The 20231-nt window shown below is 41.3% G+C and carries 19 protein-coding genes and 1 pseudogene; 1 reads left to right on the plus strand and 19 read right to left on the minus strand.

The annotated features are described in order from the left end of the window. Nucleotides 1–367 precede the first annotated feature (367 nt). The 17 genes and pseudogenes from BA70_RS17325 to BA70_RS17400 all read right to left on the minus strand — a co-directional run bounded on the left by BA70_RS17325 (nucleotide 368) and on the right by BA70_RS17400 (nucleotide 18767). Nucleotides 368–1240 carry an NAD(P)-dependent oxidoreductase gene (locus tag BA70_RS17325; protein ID WP_034324899.1) on the minus strand — a complete coding sequence of 291 codons (873 nt, stop codon included), beginning with the start codon at nucleotides 1238–1240 and terminating at the stop codon, nucleotides 368–370. Nucleotides 1241–1253: 13 nt separating this feature from the next. Further along, nucleotides 1254–2039 carry an SDR family oxidoreductase gene (locus tag BA70_RS17330; RefSeq protein ID WP_034324901.1) on the minus strand — a complete coding sequence of 262 codons (786 nt, stop codon included), beginning with the start codon at nucleotides 2037–2039 and terminating at the stop codon, nucleotides 1254–1256. Nucleotides 2040–2114: 75 nt separating this feature from the next. Then, complete coding sequence (locus BA70_RS21005; RefSeq protein ID WP_420834689.1) at nucleotides 2115–3062, minus strand: methyl-accepting chemotaxis protein; 948 nt, start codon at nucleotides 3060–3062, stop codon at nucleotides 2115–2117. After that, a pseudogene (locus tag BA70_RS21010) lies at nucleotides 3054–4076 on the minus strand (cache domain-containing protein); the annotation flags it as partial. The pseudogene BA70_RS21010 and the gene BA70_RS21005, both read right to left, overlap by 9 nt. A 115-nt stretch (nucleotides 4077–4191) precedes the next feature. Next, nucleotides 4192–5220: a spore photoproduct lyase gene (splB, locus tag BA70_RS17340; protein WP_034324907.1), complete on the minus strand. Its 1029-nt coding sequence runs from the start codon at nucleotides 5218–5220 to the stop codon at nucleotides 4192–4194. Between the two features lie 81 nt (nucleotides 5221–5301). Beyond that, nucleotides 5302–5544, minus strand: a complete 243-nt coding sequence (gene splA, locus BA70_RS17345; protein ID WP_051691184.1) for a splAB operon transcriptional regulator SplA — start codon at nucleotides 5542–5544, stop codon at nucleotides 5302–5304. Between the two features lie 99 nt (nucleotides 5545–5643). Next, nucleotides 5644–7362 carry a phosphoenolpyruvate--protein phosphotransferase gene (ptsP, locus tag BA70_RS17350; protein WP_034324912.1) on the minus strand — a complete coding sequence of 573 codons (1719 nt, stop codon included), beginning with the start codon at nucleotides 7360–7362 and terminating at the stop codon, nucleotides 5644–5646. After that, nucleotides 7362–7628 (minus strand): phosphocarrier protein HPr, encoded by a 267-nt coding sequence (locus tag BA70_RS17355; protein WP_003211078.1) that lies wholly within the window; start codon nucleotides 7626–7628, stop codon nucleotides 7362–7364. The genes ptsP and BA70_RS17355 overlap by 1 nt, the downstream gene beginning before the upstream one ends. Before the next feature lie 93 nt (nucleotides 7629–7721). Further along, nucleotides 7722–9821 carry a glucose-specific PTS transporter subunit IIBC gene (gene ptsG, locus BA70_RS17360; protein WP_034324914.1) on the minus strand — a complete coding sequence of 700 codons (2100 nt, stop codon included), beginning with the start codon at nucleotides 9819–9821 and terminating at the stop codon, nucleotides 7722–7724. Nucleotides 9822–10023: 202 nt separating this feature from the next. Beyond that, nucleotides 10024–10878 (minus strand): glucose PTS transporter transcription antiterminator GlcT, encoded by an 855-nt coding sequence (gene glcT, locus BA70_RS17365; protein ID WP_034324915.1) that lies wholly within the window; start codon nucleotides 10876–10878, stop codon nucleotides 10024–10026. Nucleotides 10879–10933: 55 nt separating this feature from the next. Further along, entirely contained in the window at nucleotides 10934–11923 is a 990-nt protein-coding gene (locus BA70_RS17370; RefSeq protein WP_034324916.1) for a LacI family DNA-binding transcriptional regulator, read from the minus strand. A 291-nt stretch (nucleotides 11924–12214) separates the two neighbouring features. Continuing rightward, nucleotides 12215–13309 carry a M24 family metallopeptidase gene (locus tag BA70_RS17375; protein ID WP_034324918.1) on the minus strand — a complete coding sequence of 365 codons (1095 nt, stop codon included), beginning with the start codon at nucleotides 13307–13309 and terminating at the stop codon, nucleotides 12215–12217. A gap of 105 nt (nucleotides 13310–13414) precedes the next feature. Then, a complete protein-coding gene (locus tag BA70_RS17380; RefSeq protein ID WP_034324921.1) occupies nucleotides 13415–15334 on the minus strand; it encodes a heavy metal translocating P-type ATPase in 1920 nt (639 codons plus the stop codon). Nucleotides 15335–15629: 295 nt separating this feature from the next. Then, the gene (gene stoA / locus BA70_RS17385) at nucleotides 15630–16118 is read right to left on the minus strand and encodes an endospore biogenesis thiol-disulfide oxidoreductase StoA (RefSeq protein ID WP_034324923.1); all 489 of its coding nucleotides are present in this window, start codon (nucleotides 16116–16118) and stop codon (nucleotides 15630–15632) included. Between the two features lie 54 nt (nucleotides 16119–16172). Continuing rightward, nucleotides 16173–17489, minus strand: a complete 1317-nt coding sequence (locus BA70_RS17390) for a polysaccharide biosynthesis protein (RefSeq protein WP_034324925.1) — start codon at nucleotides 17487–17489, stop codon at nucleotides 16173–16175. A gap of 113 nt (nucleotides 17490–17602) precedes the next feature. Then, nucleotides 17603–18265 (minus strand): cell wall hydrolase, encoded by a 663-nt coding sequence (locus BA70_RS17395; RefSeq protein ID WP_034324927.1) that lies wholly within the window; start codon nucleotides 18263–18265, stop codon nucleotides 17603–17605. A gap of 307 nt (nucleotides 18266–18572) precedes the next feature. Then, on the minus strand, nucleotides 18573–18767 hold the full coding sequence (locus BA70_RS17400) for a hypothetical protein (protein ID WP_034324929.1): 195 nt from the start codon (nucleotides 18765–18767) through the stop codon (nucleotides 18573–18575). A gap of 167 nt (nucleotides 18768–18934) precedes the next feature. On the opposite strand from BA70_RS17400, the gene BA70_RS17405 reads away from it, so the two are divergent. Continuing rightward, nucleotides 18935–19123: a YkvS family protein gene (locus BA70_RS17405; protein ID WP_034324932.1), complete on the plus strand. Its 189-nt coding sequence runs from the start codon at nucleotides 18935–18937 to the stop codon at nucleotides 19121–19123. 118 nt (nucleotides 19124–19241) lie between these two features. On the opposite strand, the gene BA70_RS17410 is transcribed toward BA70_RS17405, so the two are convergent. Both BA70_RS17410 and queF read right to left on the minus strand, forming a co-directional pair. Continuing rightward, on the minus strand, nucleotides 19242–19460 hold the full coding sequence (locus tag BA70_RS17410; protein WP_034324934.1) for a hypothetical protein: 219 nt from the start codon (nucleotides 19458–19460) through the stop codon (nucleotides 19242–19244). 268 nt (nucleotides 19461–19728) lie between these two features. Beyond that, nucleotides 19729–20226 (minus strand): preQ(1) synthase, encoded by a 498-nt coding sequence (queF, locus tag BA70_RS17420; protein WP_034324938.1) that lies wholly within the window; start codon nucleotides 20224–20226, stop codon nucleotides 19729–19731. Nucleotides 20227–20231: the final 5 nt, after the last annotated feature.

Raw genomic sequence — 20231 nt, forward strand, 5'->3', positions numbered from 1 at the left:
CCTTTTGTCTTCTTTTCAGCGTGATAGAAAACCCTTGAAGTCTAGGAAAGACGAGCACTGGTGCGGAGCGAATTGAACATTCGTGAGCACCAGCGCGCAGGACTGACAACGAATGCGAGGGGTTGCCTACACGCTGAAATCCTGCCCTCGGTGGGACAGGATTTCAGGTTTTTGACAAAAGGCTAAAATGATCTTTATTTTAGCCTTTTGTCTTCTTTTCAGCGTGATAGAAAACCCTTGAAGTCTAGGAAAGAAGAGCACTGGTGCGGAGCGAATTGAACATTCGTGAGCACCAGCGCGCAGGACTGACAACGAATGCGAGGGTTTGCCTACACGCTGAAATCCTGTCCTCGGTGGGACAGGATTTTTATTTTACCCATAATTTATAGATACTTTGTGTGCCACTGTTTGCTTCGCCCTGCTCACTGAGCTTCTCATAAAGTGACTTCGCAAGTGAGAGGCCCGGCATCTCTTCTCCCATCAGCTCTGCTTCTTCAAGTGCAATGCCCATATCCTTGATAAAATGCTTCACATAAAATCCTGGCTCAAAATCACCTTTCAGCATTCTTGGCGCAAGGTTTGACAAGGACCAGCTACCTGCAGCTCCTGTTGTGATACTTTTAAGCACCTGCTCTGGATCAAGACCTGATTTTTCGGCATAGGCCATTGCCTCTGCGACACCTACCATGCCTGCTGCGATCGCAATTTGGTTACACATTTTTGTATGCTGACCGCTTCCTGCCGGTCCTTGATATTGAATGTTTTCACCCATTTGCTCAAATAGAGGCAGACACGCTTCATAGGCTTCCCTTTCTCCGCCAATCATAATGGCCAGCGTACCATTCTTCGCCCCTACGTCACCACCTGATACCGGTGCATCTAACGCAAATAGGCCTCTTTCCTTCGCTTTCATTTCAATTTCTTTTGCAAGCTGAGGCTTCGATGTGGTCATATCAATGAGATAAGTACCAGAAGAAGCATGTGTCACGAGCCCTTCTTCCCCTAAATAGACCTCTTCCACATCTGATGGATACCCGACCATAGTGATGACAGCATCCGCACTTTCTGCGATTTCCTTCACTGTCGACTTCCATGAAGCGCCTTTTTCAATCAATGCGTCTGCCTTCGCCTTCGTTCTTGTATACACGAGAACCTCATATCCGGCATCTATTACATGTCCTGCCATACTATGTCCCATTACACCGATTCCAATGAAACCAACTGTTTTGATTTGTGCCATCATGTGTTCCTCCTTAAAGTGACTTTGTCAATCCACCATCAATGATCAGTGTTTGACCTGTCATATATGTATTGGCTTCAGATAAAAGAAAAGCAGCATATGTCGCAAATTCCTGTGGCTGTCCGTACCGGCCAAGTGGGATCGCTCGTTCTGCCTGTGCTTTGATTTCTTTAACTGATTGATGCTCTGTTTGTGCGCGGTGCTTGTCCAACTGTTTGACGCGCTCTGTTTCAATTTTTCCCGGGGCTAACGTATTGATCAAAATGCCATCTTTTGCAAGTTCCTGAGCAGCTGTTTTTGTCCATCCAACAATCGCCGGTCTAAATGTATTCGACAGCATCAAGCCTGGAATCGGTTCTTTCACCGACATAGACGCAATATTTAACACGCGTGCGCCGCGTTTTTTTAAATAAGGCAAGGTCTCTTTTAATAACCGGATATAGCTGAGTAAATGAAGCTGAAATGATTCCATCCAATCTTGATCCGTTAAGGTTTCGAGCGTCCCTGTTTGAGGACCGCCTGTATTGTTCACAAGAATGTCAAGACGCTTTTCATCACCAGCAGCTGCTACGACAAGCGCCTTGATTTGCTCAGCGTCAGATACATCACATACTTGATAAGTCAGCTGTCCTTTGACAAGCGGGGACAATTCTTTGACTGTTTCTTTCAGCGTCTGCTCATGTCTTCCTGAGAGCATCACATCTGCGCCCTCTTTTGCTAGAGCAAAGGCTATTGCTTTTCCAATACCTTGACTGCTTGCAGCTACCAATGCTTTTTTTCCAATTAGATTGACATCCATGTCAACACCTCCTCTGCTCTTATTTTAGCATACAAAAAGGACCTTGCTCACGTCGCAAGGTCCCTTTCCATTCTATTACAGCTTAAACCGGTCAACCGCCTGACTTAACGCCTGGCTTGATTCGTTCAGCATTTCAGTCGAGGTTTTCGTTCTTTCTAAAGCTTGTACTTGTTCATCGGTAGAAGCATGCACTTCCTCAGCTGAAGCCGCAGATTCTTCTGAAATGGCAGCAATGCTTTGAATGGAATCATTCATTTTCTGCTGTTCTTCTGTCATTTCATTGATCTGTGTATGAATGCTGTCAATGGAGCCGACAAGTGCCTGCATTTCCATTGTGATGCTGCTGAGTGCCTCACCTGTTGCATTGATGGCGTCACCTTGTTCCTCATTCATTTTACTTGCTGCTGTCATCGCTTCAGCCGCCTTCTTCGATTCATCTTGAATAAGTTTGACGGTTTCACTAATGTGTTTTGTTGATTGCGCAGATTGTTCAGCAAGCTTTCTTACTTCTTCTGCGACGACGGCAAACCCTCGTCCACTTTCTCCTGCTCTCGCTGCTTCGATGCTTGCATTCAGTGCAAGTAAATTCGTTTGATCAGAGATTTCAGAGATCGCCGTCACAACGTTTTCAATATTTTTCGTTTTATGCTCAAGGTCAAGCAGCATTTGCTCTACCTTCTTCGATTCTTCATTCGCTTGTGTTGATTTTTGGACGAGCAAACCAAGAGCATCGAGCCCTCTGTAGCCTGCATCTTCAGATGATTTTGAGTTGACTTGCATTTGCGTGGCAAGCTCACCCATATGACGTACTTTTTCATACAAATGCTCTGATTTTTCATTAATTGTTTCAGCATCTATTGCTTGTTTAGACGCCCCTGTTGCCACCTCTTGAATGGCAGTTGCAATCTGTTCGCTTGATAGCAAGGTCTCATTTGAAATTTGCGTGACTTCATCCGTTGATTTCACAACCTGGTCTGAAGCCCCTTTCACTTTTTCAATTAACTCCCTAATGCCCTCTGTCATTTGATTAAAGCTTTTCGTGAGGAAACCTATTTCATCTTGGGACTTCGTTTCAAGCGAGCTGGTTAAATCGCCTTCAGTCACTTTACGAACATGCTCTATCAGACGCTTGATTGGCGTTGTAATGCTTCTTGCTAATAAGAAGCTGAGGATCATCGCAAGAATAATGGCAATGACGGATATAATGATGCTTGTTTGATTCATTTGTTCTGTGATCCAAAGCAGTTTCTTTTTCTCAAAGCTGACCCCTATCGTCCAATTAGTTTCTTTAATTTTAGATATGACGGTCAGCTGTTTATTATCATCAATTCCAGAATTGTCGATCGCTTTTTTCACAGAAGCGACTTTTGATATGTTCTTTCCTTGCTCTGTTGGATGCGCCAAAATGGTTCCTGTGCCGTCAACTAAGAAAGCGGTTCCCATATAAGGAATCTTTTGTTCCTTTATATAGGATTGAATGGAGGACAGCTTCAAATCAAGCCCAGCGACTCCAATGACTTTTCCATTTCGTACAATCGCCTTAGTGGCTGAGACGACCATTTCATTCGTTGCTTTATCAATATATGGGTCTGTCCACAGGACCTCATCCGGCTTTTCAGCCGCTTGAATATACCAATCTCGTTTAGAAGGATCATATCCTTCACCAAAATCGGACTCTGGGAAAGCGAACATTTTGCCATCACTTGTTCCAATATAGGCAAGCGAGATGAGTTCATCCTGCTCCTGTAAGCCTTTTAGTTCATCGCTTTCAAATGCCAATGTTTGTTTTGTTTGTTTTTGTGCAAAATCTTCAGTAAGTGTACTTGTTGCTAGTTTGTTAATTGTATCACTGTAACCATCAAGTCTTAATGCAATAATGTCTTTCATGCTTTCTGCTGTTGCTGCTGTGGTGGTTTTTGCATCTCGTTCAATGAGTGGTTTTAATACCAAGTTGGAACCCACTTGAACCGCCACGACGGTTAAAATTAAAATAACTGAGATAAAAACAGCTATCTTCATTTGAAGTTTCTTAAACATCTCATCACCCCTACATCCTACTTTCGCATCTTATTTTGTATATCGGCAAAATTGGTACCGCATTCAATAGTTGTAAGAAAATTTAAATAGAAAAAACAAGCCATAAAGGCTTGTTTTAAGTAAAATATTCAATTTTTGCAGACGGAAAGTACTGATCGATATATGATTCTAACGTCTGCCTTAGTTCTTGTTCCTCATCTTTTTGGTAGATATATTTCCCGATTCCATATCTACCCCATTTGTATCTTCTTTTTTCTTCATCTAATTCTAATTTTGATTTTGGATAGTTTTTTTGGATCACACGCTTCGCTGGTTTTGTAAAGCGGTGCTGAATCATTTCAAAGGTGATATCGTGTCTCACATCTTCAGGAAGGGCGGCATCGAGCTTTTCAAAAAGAACTTTATACCCTTCCTGCCAGCCTTCGTGAATGTAAATAGGGGCTATAATAAAGCCAAGAGGATAGCCTGCTTTTGCCACTTTGACAGCTGCTTCAATCCGCTGATCGAGCGGTGATGTCCCAGGTTCGAAATATTTAATCACATAATCAGCATTGATACTAAAGCGGAATCTTGTTCGACCGTTGTGCTTTGCATCTAATAGATGATCGACATGATGAAATTTAGTAACGAAGCGAAGCTTGCCAAGGTCGGTTTGCCCAAAATATTCAATCGCTCGCTTTAGTGTATGTGTCAAATGGTCAATTCCTACGATGTCAGAAGTACAAGAGGCTTCAAATCTTGTGATATCCGGTGCACGCTCGTTCATGTACTGCTCAGCCTGATCTAATATTTCTTCTACATTCACGTACGTACGAATGTACGGCTTACTTCCCATTGTCGTTTGCAGATAGCAATAATGACAATGCCCCATACATCCCGTCGCAAAAGGGATCGCATACTCCGCAGATGGTTTAGAGGTATCAAACTTCAATGTTTTCCGCACACCTATGACAAGCGTCGATTTTGCATTGCGATACTTTTGCAAGTCATTTTTCCCTGGGATATTTCTCACCTGGTTATGTGAAGTCGTTTCTCTTATTTCAATTCCCATACCCTCGAACTTTTCCTTCAGCTCTTGTCCTAACGGGTATTCTAACGCCCGAGGTTCAATATAAACAAGCTGGGGGACGAAAGGTTTGATCATATTTAGCACATCCTTCCCTTTAAGGTTTCATACCGTTACTTTAACCGCTCAGGATGGCTTTTATCCTTTCTAAAATCTCCCTTATTCAAACAAATCTTGATAAAGGGCTTCTGCTTCTTCGTATGTTGGAAATACGGCATCATCAGGTGCTAATGGATGATACGTTTCCAGTAAAAATAGCGCAAGCTCCTCTTCGTGGTATGGATGTGAAACGATTTCCGCTTCTTTAATTTGTGCTACGTTTGCTGCATGTGGATTTCGATAAATCACATATACTTGATCACCCGGCTTATAGTCAGAGAAAGGCAATCTGGTCACCTCCATTTTTTAATTATAGGTTACCCTTCTCTCTGCTCGATATGACTCAATATGATAAAATTCGACAAAAAAACCAGACAGTTAAACCTGTCTGGTTTGATTCACTTAGTTATGTTGAAACGTTTTCTTGACGAATTCAACCACTTCTTCTGTGGTGCTAAGTGATAAAATATGCTCTTTAAATGATGCAGCTTCTTCCTTAGAAAGCTTGCTTAGCTGTGTTCTTGCTGGAAGAATGGATGTTGCACTCATTGAGAATTCATCTAATCCTAATCCAAGTAGAAGTGGGATTGCGATTTCATCTCCTGCCATCTCACCGCACATGCCAACCCATTTACCTTCTTTATGCGCTGCTTCAATAACAAGCGTAATAAGACGTAAAATGGCTGGGTTGTATGGCTGATAAAGATAAGACACTCGTTCGTTCATTCGATCAGCAGCCATTGTGTATTGAATCAAATCATTTGTTCCAATACTAAAGAAATCCACTTCTTTTGCAAATTGGTCTGCTATGACAGCTGTTGATGGAATTTCCACCATTATACCGATTTCAATGGAATCAGATACGTCTGTACCAGCGGCAACCAACGCTTCTTTTTCTTCAAGTAAAATGGCTTTTGCTTCTCTAAATTCAGGTAACGTCGCGATCATAGGGAACATGATTTTCAAGTTTCCATATGTACTTGCACGAAGTAAGGCGCGTAGTTGTGTTCTGAAAATCTCCTGCTCTTCTAAGCAAAGGCGGATCGCTCTAAAGCCAAGGAACGGGTTCATTTCTTTTGGAAGCTGCAAGTAAGGGAGTTCTTTATCGCCACCAATATCAAGTGTGCGGACAACAACTGCTTTACCTTCCATCTTCTCTAACACTGTTTTATAAGCATTGAACTGTTCTTCTTCTGTTGGAAGCTGATCTCTGCCCATGTATAAAAACTCTGTACGGTACAATCCGACTGCTTCGCCGCCATTTTCAAGTACACCTTTTACATCTTCAGGTGTTCCGATATTTGCAGCTAACTCTACGTGAACGCCGTCTTTTGTGACCGTTGGTTGGTCAACAAGTTTCGCCCATTCCGCTTTTTGAGCTAAGAAGTCTTCATGCTTTTTTTGATACGCTTTCACTTCATCTTCAGAAGGCTGAATGATGACGTCTCCAGTAATACCATCAACAATGATGAGATCATCGTTTTTCACCGTTTTTGTTGCTTCTTTTGTTCCAACAACTGCTGGAATCTCCATTGATCTTGCCATGATAGCTGAGTGAGAAGTACGACCACCGATATCTGTCGCAAAACCTTTGACGAATTGTCTGTTTAGCTGAGCAGTATCAGAAGGTGTTAAATCTTCTGCAATGATAATGACTTCTTCAGAAATCATACTTGGGTTTGGAATATCAACGCCTAGCAAATGTCCAGTAACACGTTTTGTTACGTCGCGAATATCCGCTGCACGTTCCTTCATGTATTCATTGTCCATTGCTTCGAACATCGTGACAAACATTGTTGCTGTTTCTTTTAAAGCAAATTCAGCATTTACTTTATCAGATTTGATTTTATCCATCACTGGGTTTAGCAGCTCTGGATCACTTAACACAAGAAGGTGCGCAGAAAAGATATCTGCTTTGTCTTGGCCAAGCTCTTTTAGCGCATGTTCTTTAATTGCTTCAAGCTCTTGTTTTGAAACATGAATTGCTTCTTCAAAACGTTTCACTTCTGTCTCTGGATCGTTGATGTCTTTTTGGTGAACTGTTAAATCTGGTTCTTCGAGACGATATGCTTTTGCAATCGCAACGCCTGCTGAAGCACCGATTCCTTTCAGTTGTTGCATTACTCGCCTAGGCCTTCACTTTTCATTGTGTCTTTTAGCGCAGCAAGTGCATCATTTTCATCAGAACCAGAAGCAGAGATCGTGATCGTAGCACCTTTCGCGATTCCTAGAGACATTACACCCATAATAGATTTAAGGTTCACTGTTTTACCATTATATTCTAAGTTGATATCAGCATCATATTTACTAGCAGTTTGTACAAGAACTGTTGCAGGACGTGCGTGAATTCCAGAATCTGCAGTTACTTTGAATGTTTGTTGAGCCATTTTTATCAATCTCCTTTTTATACAATTAATACATCCACAATATTATATCATACTGCCGAGCTTGTCATCTAACAAGAACGGCAGTTATGAAAATTATTTTGAAATTTTCATGATGTTTTCTTGACCAGCCTTGATTTCACCGGATTCTTGAAGGTCAATAAATTGTCCTTCACCTAAGTTTGTAAATATAATTGGTGTCATCAAAGATGGTACTTCTGACTTAATTTTATCAATATCAACCTCTAAGAGTTTTTGACCGATTTCTACTTGATCTCCCTCTTTTACAAATGCTTCAAATCCTTCTCCTTTGAGGCTGACCGTATCAATACCGAAGTGGATCAAAATTTCAAGTCCACCATCAGATTGCAGGCCAATTGCGTGTTTCGTTGGGAAAACATTTAAGATTCTCCCTTTCACCGGCGAAATCACCGTTCCATCTTTTGGCAAGATGGCGAAACCGTCACCCATCATTTTCCCTGAGAATACTTGATCTGGTACATCTGTAATCGGATGAAGCTCCCCTGTAATTGGTGAAGCAAAGATTTCTTCCCCTTGCTCGTTTTGAAGCGGTTTTGCAATGACTTCTTCGACCTGCTGGCTGACTTCTTCTTTTGCAGAAGGGTCTTTAGCTGGACGTGGCGTACGGCCTGCAATGATGTCTTGCATTTGTGTTTTTAAATTATCAGAGCGCGGACCAAAGATTGCCTGGATGTTGTTCCCTACTTCGAGGACACCTGATGCGCCAAGCTTTTTCAAGCGGTCTTTGTCCACTTTCTTCTGATCATTTACTGTGACACGCAAACGCGTAATACAAGCATCTAGGTGTTTAATGTTTTCTTGGTCACCCATTGCTTCAAGGATTTCATACGGCAAGTCATCAGCTTTTCCAGCCTTAGCCCCGCTTGCACCATCTGCTGCTTCATCCTCGCGACCTGGCGTTTTCAGATTAAATTTGCGAATTGCGAATCTAAATCCGAAGTAATAAATGACAGCAAGTACGAGACCTACTGGAATCACAAGCCACCAAGCCGTTCTGTTTGGCAAAATACCGAATAAGAAGAAGTCGATCAACCCTCCTGAGAATGTCATGCCGATTTTCACGTTTAGAATATCCATTATCATAAAGGATAATCCAGCAAATACACAGTGAATTGCAAATAATAATGGGGCAACGAACAAGAATGAGAATTCAAGCGGTTCTGTAATCCCTGTTAAGAAAGAAGTAAGTGCCGCTGAACCCATAATTCCAGCTACAAGCTTTTTATTCTTAGGTTTTGCTTCATGGTAAATCGCAAGTGCTGCGGCTGGAAGTCCAAACATCATGAACGGATATTTCCCTGTCATGAATGTTCCGGCTGTCAGCTGAACACCATCTTTGATTTGTGCCATGAAGATACGCTGGTCACCACGGACAAGCTCTCCTGATAAGCTCTTATAGCTAAAGAACTCATACCAGAATGGCGAGTAGAAAATGTGGTGCAGACCAAACGGAATAAGTGAGCGTTCAATCACACCGAATACGAAGGCAGCAAGCGGCTCGTTCGCTGCAAGCAGTCCTGTTGAAAACGAGTTCAGTGCACCTTGGATTGGCGGCCAAATAACTAGCATCAAAAGCCCTAAAATAAGTGCTGAAATGGATGTAACGATTGGAACAAAACGTTTACCAGCAAAGAAACCGAGATATTGCGGGAGCTCAATTTTGTAAAATTTATTATACATATAAGCTGCTAATACCCCAACAATGATCCCGCCAAAAACGCCGGTAGACAAGGTCGGAATGCCGAGCATATTAATATACGCTGGATGGCTTTCCTTAAAGAACTGGGCCAGTTTGATAGAATCTGACGGAATCGATCCATTGGCCATTAATACGGCACTCATCGTAACGTTCATGACAAGATAACCGATGATCGCGGCAATTCCTGCCACTCCGTCCCCATTGGCAAGACCGATGGCAACCCCTACAGCAAATAAGAGCGGAAGATTAGAGAAGACAATGTTCCCTGCATTTTCCATAACACTTGCCACAAGCTGAATTGTATCATTGCTTAAAAATTGAGCTACATCAATCAGCTGAGGATTTTGCATCGCATTTCCAAGTGCTAGTAAAATACCAGCAGCAGGAAGGATCGCAACTGGAAGCATAAGTGCTCGTCCAATTTTTTGCAATACCCCAAAAAGTGATTTAAACACTGGTTGAACCTCCTTTTGTTTTCGCTTACAACATACATTTCAATCGCCCTCTGACGTACATTTCATAATTAACCGTTTACATTTCATTTTCAAACACAAAAAAAGGCATGGTGATATAAGGTTACGCAAATAACAGGATCTTATCCTGTATTTACCTTAAGTCACTCATGCCTGATCGAATCAGTTACACGTTTCAAGGAAACTATGAAATTTTATTAGTCAATCTGTACAGGTGAAGTGTCAGGTAGACAGCTTCTGCATCATGTACAGGCTTTTTCAATGCATGTTGCAAAATTTTGATCATTTTCCAAGCAGTATTATAGCATAAAGGATATTCATTTTTCAATAGATGAAGCAACTTTTCTGGTTCCTCTAATGATTCTTCCCGTTTAATACGCTCAATCGAAAACGTAATATGGCGCAATAAGCGTAAATAATGAATACTTTCTCTATCTACTTTCATATGAAATGAATCTTCTATGACCTGAACCATTTGCGTGATGAGCTGCGAATGACGGTTCACCTCAGATAAGGGCCGATTCGTTAAAGCCGAATGAATATGGAGCGCAATAAAACCAATCTCTCCTTCTGGCAGCTTTGTTTCAACATCTGGCCGCTCGTTAATCAGTTCAACGACTTCCTTTGCGACCTCGTATTCTTTCGGGTACAGCGATTGTGTCTCAAGCATAAAAGGATTGGTAATATCATAACCTTGCTGCACCCGCTTAAAACTAAAGGCAATATGGTCGGTCAGTGCGATATGAATGTGCTCATTCAAGCGATGACCCATTTTTTCTCGTATATGATAAATGACGTCATTGGCAAGCTCGATCATGTTCTCATCAATGTGATGAAGCAGCTGTTTATATTCTGTTTGTTCCTTCGTGTTTTTTAACACAAACATCTTTTCAAATGCCGCTTGATCGAGAACATCACCCGATTTTTTTCCAAAGCCGATCCCTTTTCCAATCAGAACCACTTCGCCCAAAGAAGGGTGTCTTGCGATGATGACATTATTATTTAACGCTTTATCAACGGTGAAGGATTCCATGAACATCCCCACCTCCTTCTTATTCAATCCCTCTTATCGTACAAAACAGATGAAACGTGCGTCAACGATTGTTTTGCAAAACAGTGGTTGCTCGCTCAATGAGGCGAAATGGCAGCACTCTTTTTTCTGGTGCGTCTCCCTTTAACGCCCGGTCGTACAAGTCAAATGCTTCCTGCCCCATTTGTTTGAGTGGAATTTCAATGCTGGAAATCCCTAGAGCCTCACTCAATTGTTCATTTTGAAAGCTGAGTATGGCTGGTGATTCTCCTACTTTTATATGGTGACGTTGCGCTTCTAATAAAAAACCTGCTGACACGTTGTCATTTGTGATCAGCAATGCCGTGGGACGATTTTTCATCCCCTGCCATTCTGTAAATAATTGCTTTCCATCAAAAAGTGTTAACTTCCCTTCGATGATCCATTTCTCATCAATGTCCTGCCCAAGCGATTGCATCATATCTTGATAAGCTTGAAGGCGTGTTTGGCTATTCGCTCCCTCTGTTCTGGCAAGAACGATCGCAATTCGCTCGTGCCCGCATGCTGCTAAATGATGAAGCCCTTCTTTCAACGCTTGATCATGTGCAATCGACACCGCTGAACAGTCATCATGTGGAGTAGGATGACAAAAAATAATGGGGCCAGATTCCTGCCACTTTAAAATGTCTCGATCACTTAACGCATTTGAGCAAAAGATTAAACCGTCCACACGTCGCTCATTTAAACTCATCAAAGCTTCTTTTTCCTTTAATGGATCATATCCCGTTTGAAACAAGGCAAAGTGCATCCCGCACGCCTGGGCTTTCTCAGCAATGCCTGTGACAAGTCCGCTGAAATAGGAATGATCAATCGTTGGAAGTACGATTCCAAACATATTAGAGTAGCCCTTTGCTAAATGCACAGCCTGAATGTTTCTCGTATATTTGAGCTCTTTCATCGCATTCAGTACACGTTCTCGTTTTTCTTCTTTCACATAAGGATGATGATTCAACACACGTGATACAGTTGTTACAGATACGCCCGCTCTTTTCGCAATCTCCCTTATGTTTGGCATTTTTTCTCCTACTTTCTCTTGATATGGTAAGCGTTTCATACTTTAAGATGTATGTGAGCTGAACAAATCACTGGATGGAAAGGGGAATTCAAGATGGGTATTATCATATGGATTATATTATGTATGACTGTTTTGTTTTCTGCTCGCTTCGCACTACATCCTTTAGGAAAAGAACATAAAATCAAACCGTTTGAATCAATTGATGATTTTTTTGTTGATAAGGATCGAAAAGAGTGACAAAAAATCACGATGACACTTCCAATACTTGGACGTTCATCGTGATTTTTTTCATTACTTGATGATCGTCAGCTCTTTTGGATAATTGGTTAAGGTGACTGGACCATCTGCTGTAATCAGAACATCATCTTCAATTCTAACTCCGCCGACTCCTGGGACATAAATACCCGGCTCGATCGTATACACCATGCCTTCTTTCAGAAGGTCGTCATTTGCTTGACTCATGGAAGGAAACTCATGAACTGAAACCCCTAATCCATGTCCAAGGCGGTGAGCGAAATATTCACCATATCCCGCTTCTGCGATCAGCCCTCTTGCCTTCAAGTCAAGGTCACCGATTCTCACGCCTGGCTGGCTCATTTCAAGTGCTGCCATTTCTGCTTTTAAGACGGTTTCATAGATATCCTTTTGCTTTTCAGATGCTTCTTGGTAGATGAATGTTCTTGTAATATCTGAACAATATCCATCCACAATCACACCAAGGTCAAATAACACAAAATCGCCTTTTTTTAAGGCTGCCTGCCCTGGATTGCCGTGAGGCTCGCCTGATTTTTCTCCAAAGAGAACCATTGTTGAAAAGGACATGCCTTGGATGCCTTGTTTCTTTAGTTCATATTCAATGACAGCGAGTACTTCTGTTTCTGTGACACCTTCTTTTAAGGCGTTGACCCCAATTTTCACACCTTCATCAGCCAATTGAGCGGCTTTTTTTAGTGTAGCAATCTCTGTCTCGTCCTTAATCAGTCTTAGCTGGTTCAACTCCTCTTCTGCCCGGACGAATGTTTCTGCCCCGGTGACAGCTTGCAGCTGCTCTGCTCTTTGAAGCGGAATCGACTCTTTTTCAATCGCAAGACGAGTCGCTCGTACACCTCGTTTTTCTATTGCGGTTTTAATAAAATCAAATGGGTTTTCGTGGTCTTCGTATCCAATGATATCGCCCGACCATCCAGCATTTTTCGCCTGCTCGACTTCCATCTTAGGCAAAATAAAAAATGGATCTGCCTCTTGAAACACAAACAGCCCCATCACTCTTTCATGCGGTTCTGTGAAGTATCCAGATAGATAAAACACATTCTCCTTTGTATGTATAAATGCACCTTGAATGTCTTTTTTCTTTAGCCAAGAAGACAAGCTCTTCATTCGGTTCATCGTGATCCTCCTCACACGTTTTACTACTGATCTATTGTATCAGTTTTTGCTATATTTCGCACAAAAGCGCACTGGCATGAAGCCAAGTGCGCTTAGTTGATTTGGTTAAGATGCACGGAGCAGACGCAGTCCATTTAAAATGACCAAAATCGTACTTCCTTCATGCCCAATGACGCCAAAAGGCAAATCAAGAACTTGTAAGAAATTCGCACAAATTAACAGACAAATCACAGTTAACGAGAAAATGATGTTTTGCTTAATGATTCTATTCATCTTTCTTGAAAGGCGAATCATCTTTGTTAGGTTATTTAAATTGTTCTTCATTAAGATGAGATCCGCTGTTTCTAAGGCAACGTCTGTGCCACCGCCCATCGCAACGCCAACATCTGCTGTGGCGAGTGCAGGTGCATCATTGATCCCGTCTCCTACCATAATGATCGAATCACCTTGTTTTTTTAATTGATTGACTTCGTTTACCTTTTCATCTGGAAGGCATTCAGCAACAACGGTTTGGATGCCGGCTTCCTCCGCAATGGCTTCAGCTGTTTTTTGCTGGTCCCCTGTCAGCATGACCGTTTGAATGCCTAAATCATTCAGCTCTTGAATTATCTTTTTGGCTTCTGGTCTGATTTGATCCTTAAGACCAAGGCACCCGACGACTTCTTGATCCTTTTGAACATATACCACTGTATATCCTTGTGATGAAAGATCGTCACCAATCTCTTCAATCTCGCGGTCCATTGAAGCCTTGCCGGCAAAGTCTTTCTTCCCAATACGCCACGTTTCTCCATTTAGTTGTGCTTTTACACCAAAACCAGAGGTTTCTTCAATGGTGACATGTGCAGATCGTTCCGCTTGATGCTCTTTAGCCATATCAGAAATTGCTTTAGCTAATGGGTGGTTTGATTGACTTTCGATTTGATAGAGCGCCTGATAAAAAGCAGGTGCATCTTGGCCATTGGCCATCACAACCTTTTCTACAGCTGGCTTCCCGCTTGTAATCGTCCCCGTTTTATCAAAAGCAATCATGGTGCTTGTGCCTAATTTTTCTAAAAAGACGCTTCCTTTTACAAGCATTCCATTTCTTGCGCCGTTTGAGATAAGTGAAAGAGCGGCTGGCATAATGGATGCAACAAGCGCACAAGGTGAAGCAACCACCATAAACACCATCGCCCGATAAAAGGTTTCACTCATGCTCCAGCCAAGCACAAAATGAGGCAGGAACATTAAAATAGCGACGGTGATTAACACACCTTTTACATATGCACCTTCAAATTTTTCAATGAATGCTTGGCTTGGCGAAACACTTTCTTGAGCGGATTCAACAAGCTTAATAATCTTATGAAAAAGCGTCTCTTCATTATATTTCGTTACTTCTACTGTTAATGAACCATTTAAGTTCACTGTTCCTGCAAACACGTCTTCCCCTTGCCCTTTTTCCTGAGGAACCGATTCACCAGTCAGTGCAGATTCGTCTACACTTGTTCTCCCGCTTAGGATCACACCATCTGCCGCAATACGCTCTCCAGCTTTGATCATAATACGGTCACCCGGTGTTAATGATGAAGCAGCGATTTGAATGGTTGTGCCATCGTCTTCAATTAAAGTCGCTTCATTTGGTGCGATACTCATTAAAGCTGTTAAATCTTTCTTGCTTTTATTTGACGTATACGTTTCAAGCGCACCACTCAATGAAAAAATAAAAATTAAGATAGCGCCCTCTGCCCAATATCCAATAATAGCTGACCCTATCGCTGCAAAAATCATTAAAAGTTCTACATTCAGTGTCTTAGACGAAATCGTTTCTTCGATCCCTTCTTTCGCCTTTGCAAAACCTCCAATAACAAAAGCAAGGATGAAAAGAGGGATACTCCACATGCTTTCATCCTTTAGAACCCACCCAATCAAGATGAGAATTCCCGAGATGCCTGCTGCTATTAATTCTCCGTGCTGTGCCCATTTGTGAAAGGACCATTTCGATTCCTTTTGTTTTGTCGTTTGATAAAGTGCTGTATTCTCATTCATGATTGTTTTCTCCTCTCTAATTGATAATGTTTTTCACATCATCAATCGTTACCCGTTCCGTTTTCCATCTATATTTTCTGCTATTTCAAGCTCTTTATTGGTCTGTAATTCATTATAACAGGTTCTGATCAATTTTCAATTAATAATTATTATAATTTCTTTTTGATAATAATTATCATTATTGATGTAGATCATTCCATCCTCTTCTGAGCACAGTTTATTCAAATAAAAAGCAATTGAACACTAAAAAAGAACCAAAGGAATGACCCTTGGTTCTTCATAGAAAGCATTTGTTTTACGAATTCGTCCACTCTTTGATTTGTTTTTTCGTCAGTGGACCTACATGGTTTTTCACCACTTCTCCTTTTTCATTAATTAAAAAGGTGGTCGGGATCGTGATGATTTGATATTTCTTCATCATTTCTCCGTGCTCATCAAGAACGATCGGGAACGTAAACTTTCTGTCTTTCACAAATTGGGCGACAGCGTTTTTACTTTGTTCAGCACCTAGTAAATTAACGGTCAGAATATCAACATCACTTTGATTTTCTTTCACGATCTGCTCAAAGGCTGGCAGCTCCATTTTGCAGGACGGACACCATGTTGTCCAAAAATGCAGGATCGTTCGTTTCCCTTTCGGCGGAACGATTTGCGTTTCACCAGTTAATGTAGGAACCTCTATCCTCGGCGCCATAACAGGTGCTTTCGCTTCTGCCTCTATGTTCATCAGAAATAGAAGGAGGGCCATGATCAGAAGACTGGCGGGTAGATATTTACGTTTCATCAAGATCTTCCTTCCCAGTTTTCTTATAGCTTGCCCTCTCGATGAAGATGACATTCAAGCTTTTTTCATTCTAAGAAACACCGAAACACCAAGCTCCTTACAAATGGTTGCATAATGCAGCGCAGTCAGCAGCAGCATGCCCGTGTTCATTCCTAATATAACGCCCATCATGTTCAGGCTTTCGATTGACCCAAGGAAATACACCATAGAAAATGAGACGACATGTACCCATATATTATGTAGGAACACATCTTTAATCAGCCCCATACCGATTAAACACGCTTGAAATGGCATCACAAACAGATGGCATAAAAAGTACGGCCAGAGAAGCTGCAGATAGACGGCAGCTTGGGGTGAGTCAAAAAAGAGCTGCGTGAGCGGATAAGCGAAATAATACATCACCATCACTGCCGGCACCCCATACCCAAACGTAATGAGAATCGCTTGCCTGACACGTTTTTTCACGAGATCATACTGCCCTAAAGCATAGGCTTCAGATACATTCGGAATCATCACAATCATGATCGAATGGGCGATAAACGCGGGGAAAAAACCAATCGACATCGCTACACCAGCAAGCATGCCGTAATGATCAACAGCCTGTGTTCCAGAGATGCCTGCTGCCACGAGAGCTCCTTTGATTAAAAAGGGTTCAATGGCATTGGCGATGGCATGAAAGATGCGCATGCCAGTTGTCGGAATCGAGACAGCCAACAAGCGCTTTCTCACGTCAATCCCTCTTAGTTCAACAGACCTCACATTCACAGCATTTTTCGCCATGACGTATTGGGAGTATAAATAAATAAAGACAACAAGATCACTCGCAACAATGACCCCAATGGCGATGAGCACCGCTGTTTCAATATCAAAGGAATACCAATGGAAAAATAAAAACAAACAGATGAGCTGGATCGTTTTTTTCAGCATATTGGCTAGGGCGATTCTGCCCATTTGCTGCTTCCCCATAAAATAACCGCGTGCAATGGAGGTAAACGCAATAATCGGAATAAGAGACAGCACCAAGCCTTTCATGAGCGGATGGTACGACTGAAACACAGGAATGAAAGGCAGTACGATCGCTGCTGCTCCTGTGGTTGTACATGTCACCACAAGCGTCATTTTAAAGGCATGGCGGAGCATACTTTTGTGAAGGCGCTCATGCGATTCTGCAATGAATTTAGAAATGGAGACTGGAAGCTCTAAGCTAGCGATCACAAGTACAAGCATGATGATTGGCAGGATACTCATATATAGACCCATTCCATGTTCTCCAAGCTCTCTCGCTAAAATCATATTGACTAAGAACTCTATACACTCCGCAATGAAAGCTGCAACAGATAGCAGAATGACCCCTTTTACAAATCGATTCATGTAGCCTCCCCTTGTCTAAAAGCAAATTCTTTTCCCATTCTATGAGACAAGTCCTGAAAATATTTTGATAATTGAAGACAAAAAAAAGGCGACCTGTTGGTCGCTGCTTTTCTTTAGACGGCAAATACATGACGTCCGATCCGTTCTACAATTTTACGGGAACGAATCCAGTTATCTGTCGCCGTTTTCGGATTATAAAAATAAATGGCCTTTGTCGTTCTGTCATGTTCTTTCACAACTTGCTTCACAGCCTTCACAGAATCTTGATCTGCCTTATCATTAATACTTCCATTCGATACTGGCTGGAAGGCATTTCGCTGATAAATAACCGCTCTGACGCTGTCAGGAAAAGATCCATGCTCTACCCTATTTAAGACAACGCTTGCCACAGCTTTTTTCCCTGCGTAAGATTCACCTTTCGCTTCAGCATGTACCAATCGAGAGAGCAAGTCCATTTCTTCATTAGAATAACGCGTTTGTTTTTTTGAGCTTGCCTCTTTCGTCGTTTCAGACTTCACTTGTTTCTTTTGCTTCGGTTTTGAAGACTGTTTTTCTGTTGACGTACTTAGCATTTTGACTTTTGGCTGACGCTTCTCCTCTGAAAATGCTGGGATGACTTGATCGTGATCATCTTGATCTATATATGAAAACTGATGCTTAACAGGTGCTTGTGAAAGTTCGTGACTTAATGTGCCTTGCTGCTCTTGTATATTGTCCATCTTCATTGCTGCTACCAGCATAAGGATGACAAAAAGAGCTGTGTGAATTTTGATCATTCGCCTCATTCCTCCTTTAATCAAAGTAGGCCGTAAGATACTTGTCCACTCTAACAAGAGCTTCTTTTATTTTCACGCACAAAGATTTGCATGCCTGTCCAAATTCCGTCATAAAATGGCATGTCCTAGTTGGAATGCACATGAACTGGAATTGTTAGCGCTTAAAAAGGTCCCTTTTCCGCCTATAATCATCCTTATGCTCCTGATTATGGGTTATTACATTTTCTTTTCATATGTATCAAGCTGGTTTGAAGTATGACAAAAGAACCAAAATAAAAAAGCTTTCTCTCATTAGTGAGAAAAAGCTTTAGCTTCTTGCTTCTTTAAGATATTCAAAAATAACATCTCCACGATGTTTGGCAATTCCGCGAAAATATTTAAAATCATCTTGCTTTACCAAAATAGAACGAAAAGTTAAAAAATCATCTTTTTGAATGGTCACTTGCTTCTCCGTCCCATTCCGTAATGATTCGAGTATTGTGAGGATTTGTTCTTCAGTCAAAAAAACCGCTCCTTTTCTGCCATGATCAAATATTAAATATATCATTCGTTTGAGGAGCGTACAACGAAAACGAAACAAAAACGTCTTTATCCTTTACATTAGTATGAAAATATTGCAAAATACTTTTTAATAGGGAATGAAATCTGTTTTTAAAGGAGAGGGATCGGTTGAAGATTGCAAAAATTGGAAATGTGATCGAATTTAGAAATGGTTTAACAGGTGTAGTTGAAAAAGTGAATGAAAACTCTGTCATTGTGGATGTCACCATCATGGACAACTATAGAGATTTAGAACTGGATTCACTAACAGTCGTTAATCATAAAAACTATAAAATCATCAAAGACTCCGCACATTAATTTGCAATCCTCAATTCAGACTATCATTACATAAATATATACGAAGCAAAGCTGTCAGAGAGCTTTGCTCTCTTTTGAAAATCACATATGAAAAAGACTGACACCTTTTGAAGGGAGGTCAGTCTTTTTGCGTATGAAAGGTCTGCATTTCTGCCTTGGTCTTGTACATCTCTACTTCCTCAGGTGTTATAACGCCTTTATCAATTAAAAGCGCAATCACTCCAAGCAATGTGGAAGCACTCCATTTATATCGTTCTTTGTTTTGGTGTTCAAGCATCTGAAGCTCTTCTCTTAGCTCCAACAGCAGCTTCTCTGTTTTCTCTTCTTTGTTTTCCAACACAAACGCCTCCGTTTTCCACTCATTGCCCCTATTTTATCTCAAAGCAAACGTGATAAGCAAAAAAAGCACGATCAATCTTTACAAACATACGTTCTGTCATGTATAATAATTTTACGAGCTGGTAGCCCCCAGCCGTCCTAGCGAGTTCTATTCCTATTGGTATGAGAAGAGTGACATGACTCTTCTCTTTTTTTAGTTTCAGCCTTATATTTCCGCCTTGATTCCATAAAAAAAGACATGTCATCCGGCATGTCTTTTCCTATTATTAGCGATTATCAATCGTTTCTGGATACATATCATGATTCATCATACGATACGATGCCATTTCTTCATACTTTGTTCCAGGTTTTCCGTAGTTTGTATACGGGTCAATTGAGATGCCGCCTCTTGGTGTGAATTTGCCCCATACTTCAATATACCTTGGGTCCATCAATTCAATGAGGTCGTTCATGATAATATTCATACAATCCTCATGGAAGTCACCGTGGTTACGGAAGCTGAACAAATATAATTTTAACGATTTACTCTCGACCATGATTTCATTTGGAATATAGCTGATATAAATCGTCGCAAAATCTGGCTGCCCTGTTTGCGGACAAAGTGATGTAAACTCTGGGCAATTGAATTTTACGAAATAATCTCTATTTGGATGTTTATTCGGGAACGTTTCAAGCACTTGTGGTGCATATTCAAACAAATAATTGGTCCCTTGGTTTCCTAATAAAGTGACACCTTCTAATTCTTCTGGTTTTCTTGTCGTCATGTCGT

Source organism: Bacillus zhangzhouensis (genome assembly GCF_000715205.1).
Classification (GTDB): Bacteria; Bacillota; Bacilli; order Bacillales; family Bacillaceae; genus Bacillus; species Bacillus zhangzhouensis.

What these genes read in the sequence shown, in the direction of transcription:
- BA70_RS17325 (WP_034324899.1), bottom strand. Translation starts at nt 1,240, where the DNA reads ATGGCACAAATCAAAACAGTTGGTTTCATTGGAATCGGTGTAATGGGA.
- BA70_RS17330 (WP_034324901.1), bottom strand. Translation starts at nt 2,039, where the DNA reads ATGGATGTCAATCTAATTGGAAAAAAAGCATTGGTAGCTGCAAGCAGT.
- BA70_RS21005 (WP_420834689.1), bottom strand. Translation starts at nt 3,062, where the DNA reads ATGACAGAGGGCATTAGGGAGTTAATTGAAAAAGTGAAAGGGGCTTCA.
- splB (WP_034324907.1), bottom strand. Translation starts at nt 5,220, where the DNA reads ATGATCAAACCTTTCGTCCCCCAGCTTGTTTATATTGAACCTCGGGCG.
- splA (WP_051691184.1), bottom strand. Translation starts at nt 5,544, where the DNA reads ATGGAGGTGACCAGATTGCCTTTCTCTGACTATAAGCCGGGTGATCAA.
- ptsP (WP_034324912.1), bottom strand. Translation starts at nt 7,362, where the DNA reads ATGCAACAACTGAAAGGAATCGGTGCTTCAGCAGGCGTTGCGATTGCA.
- BA70_RS17355 (WP_003211078.1), bottom strand. Translation starts at nt 7,628, where the DNA reads ATGGCTCAACAAACATTCAAAGTAACTGCAGATTCTGGAATTCACGCA.
- glcT (WP_034324915.1), bottom strand. Translation starts at nt 10,878, where the DNA reads ATGTTCATGGAATCCTTCACCGTTGATAAAGCGTTAAATAATAATGTC.
- BA70_RS17370 (WP_034324916.1), bottom strand. Translation starts at nt 11,923, where the DNA reads ATGCCAAACATAAGGGAGATTGCGAAAAGAGCGGGCGTATCTGTAACA.
- BA70_RS17375 (WP_034324918.1), bottom strand. Translation starts at nt 13,309, where the DNA reads ATGAACCGAATGAAGAGCTTGTCTTCTTGGCTAAAGAAAAAAGACATT.
- BA70_RS17380 (WP_034324921.1), bottom strand. Translation starts at nt 15,334, where the DNA reads ATGAATGAGAATACAGCACTTTATCAAACGACAAAACAAAAGGAATCG.
- stoA (WP_034324923.1), bottom strand. Translation starts at nt 16,118, where the DNA reads ATGAAACGTAAATATCTACCCGCCAGTCTTCTGATCATGGCCCTCCTT.
- BA70_RS17390 (WP_034324925.1), bottom strand. Translation starts at nt 17,489, where the DNA reads ATGAATCGATTTGTAAAAGGGGTCATTCTGCTATCTGTTGCAGCTTTC.
- BA70_RS17395 (WP_034324927.1), bottom strand. Translation starts at nt 18,265, where the DNA reads ATGATCAAAATTCACACAGCTCTTTTTGTCATCCTTATGCTGGTAGCA.
- queF (WP_034324938.1), bottom strand. Translation starts at nt 20,226, where the DNA reads ATGACGACAAGAAAACCAGAAGAATTAGAAGGTGTCACTTTATTAGGA.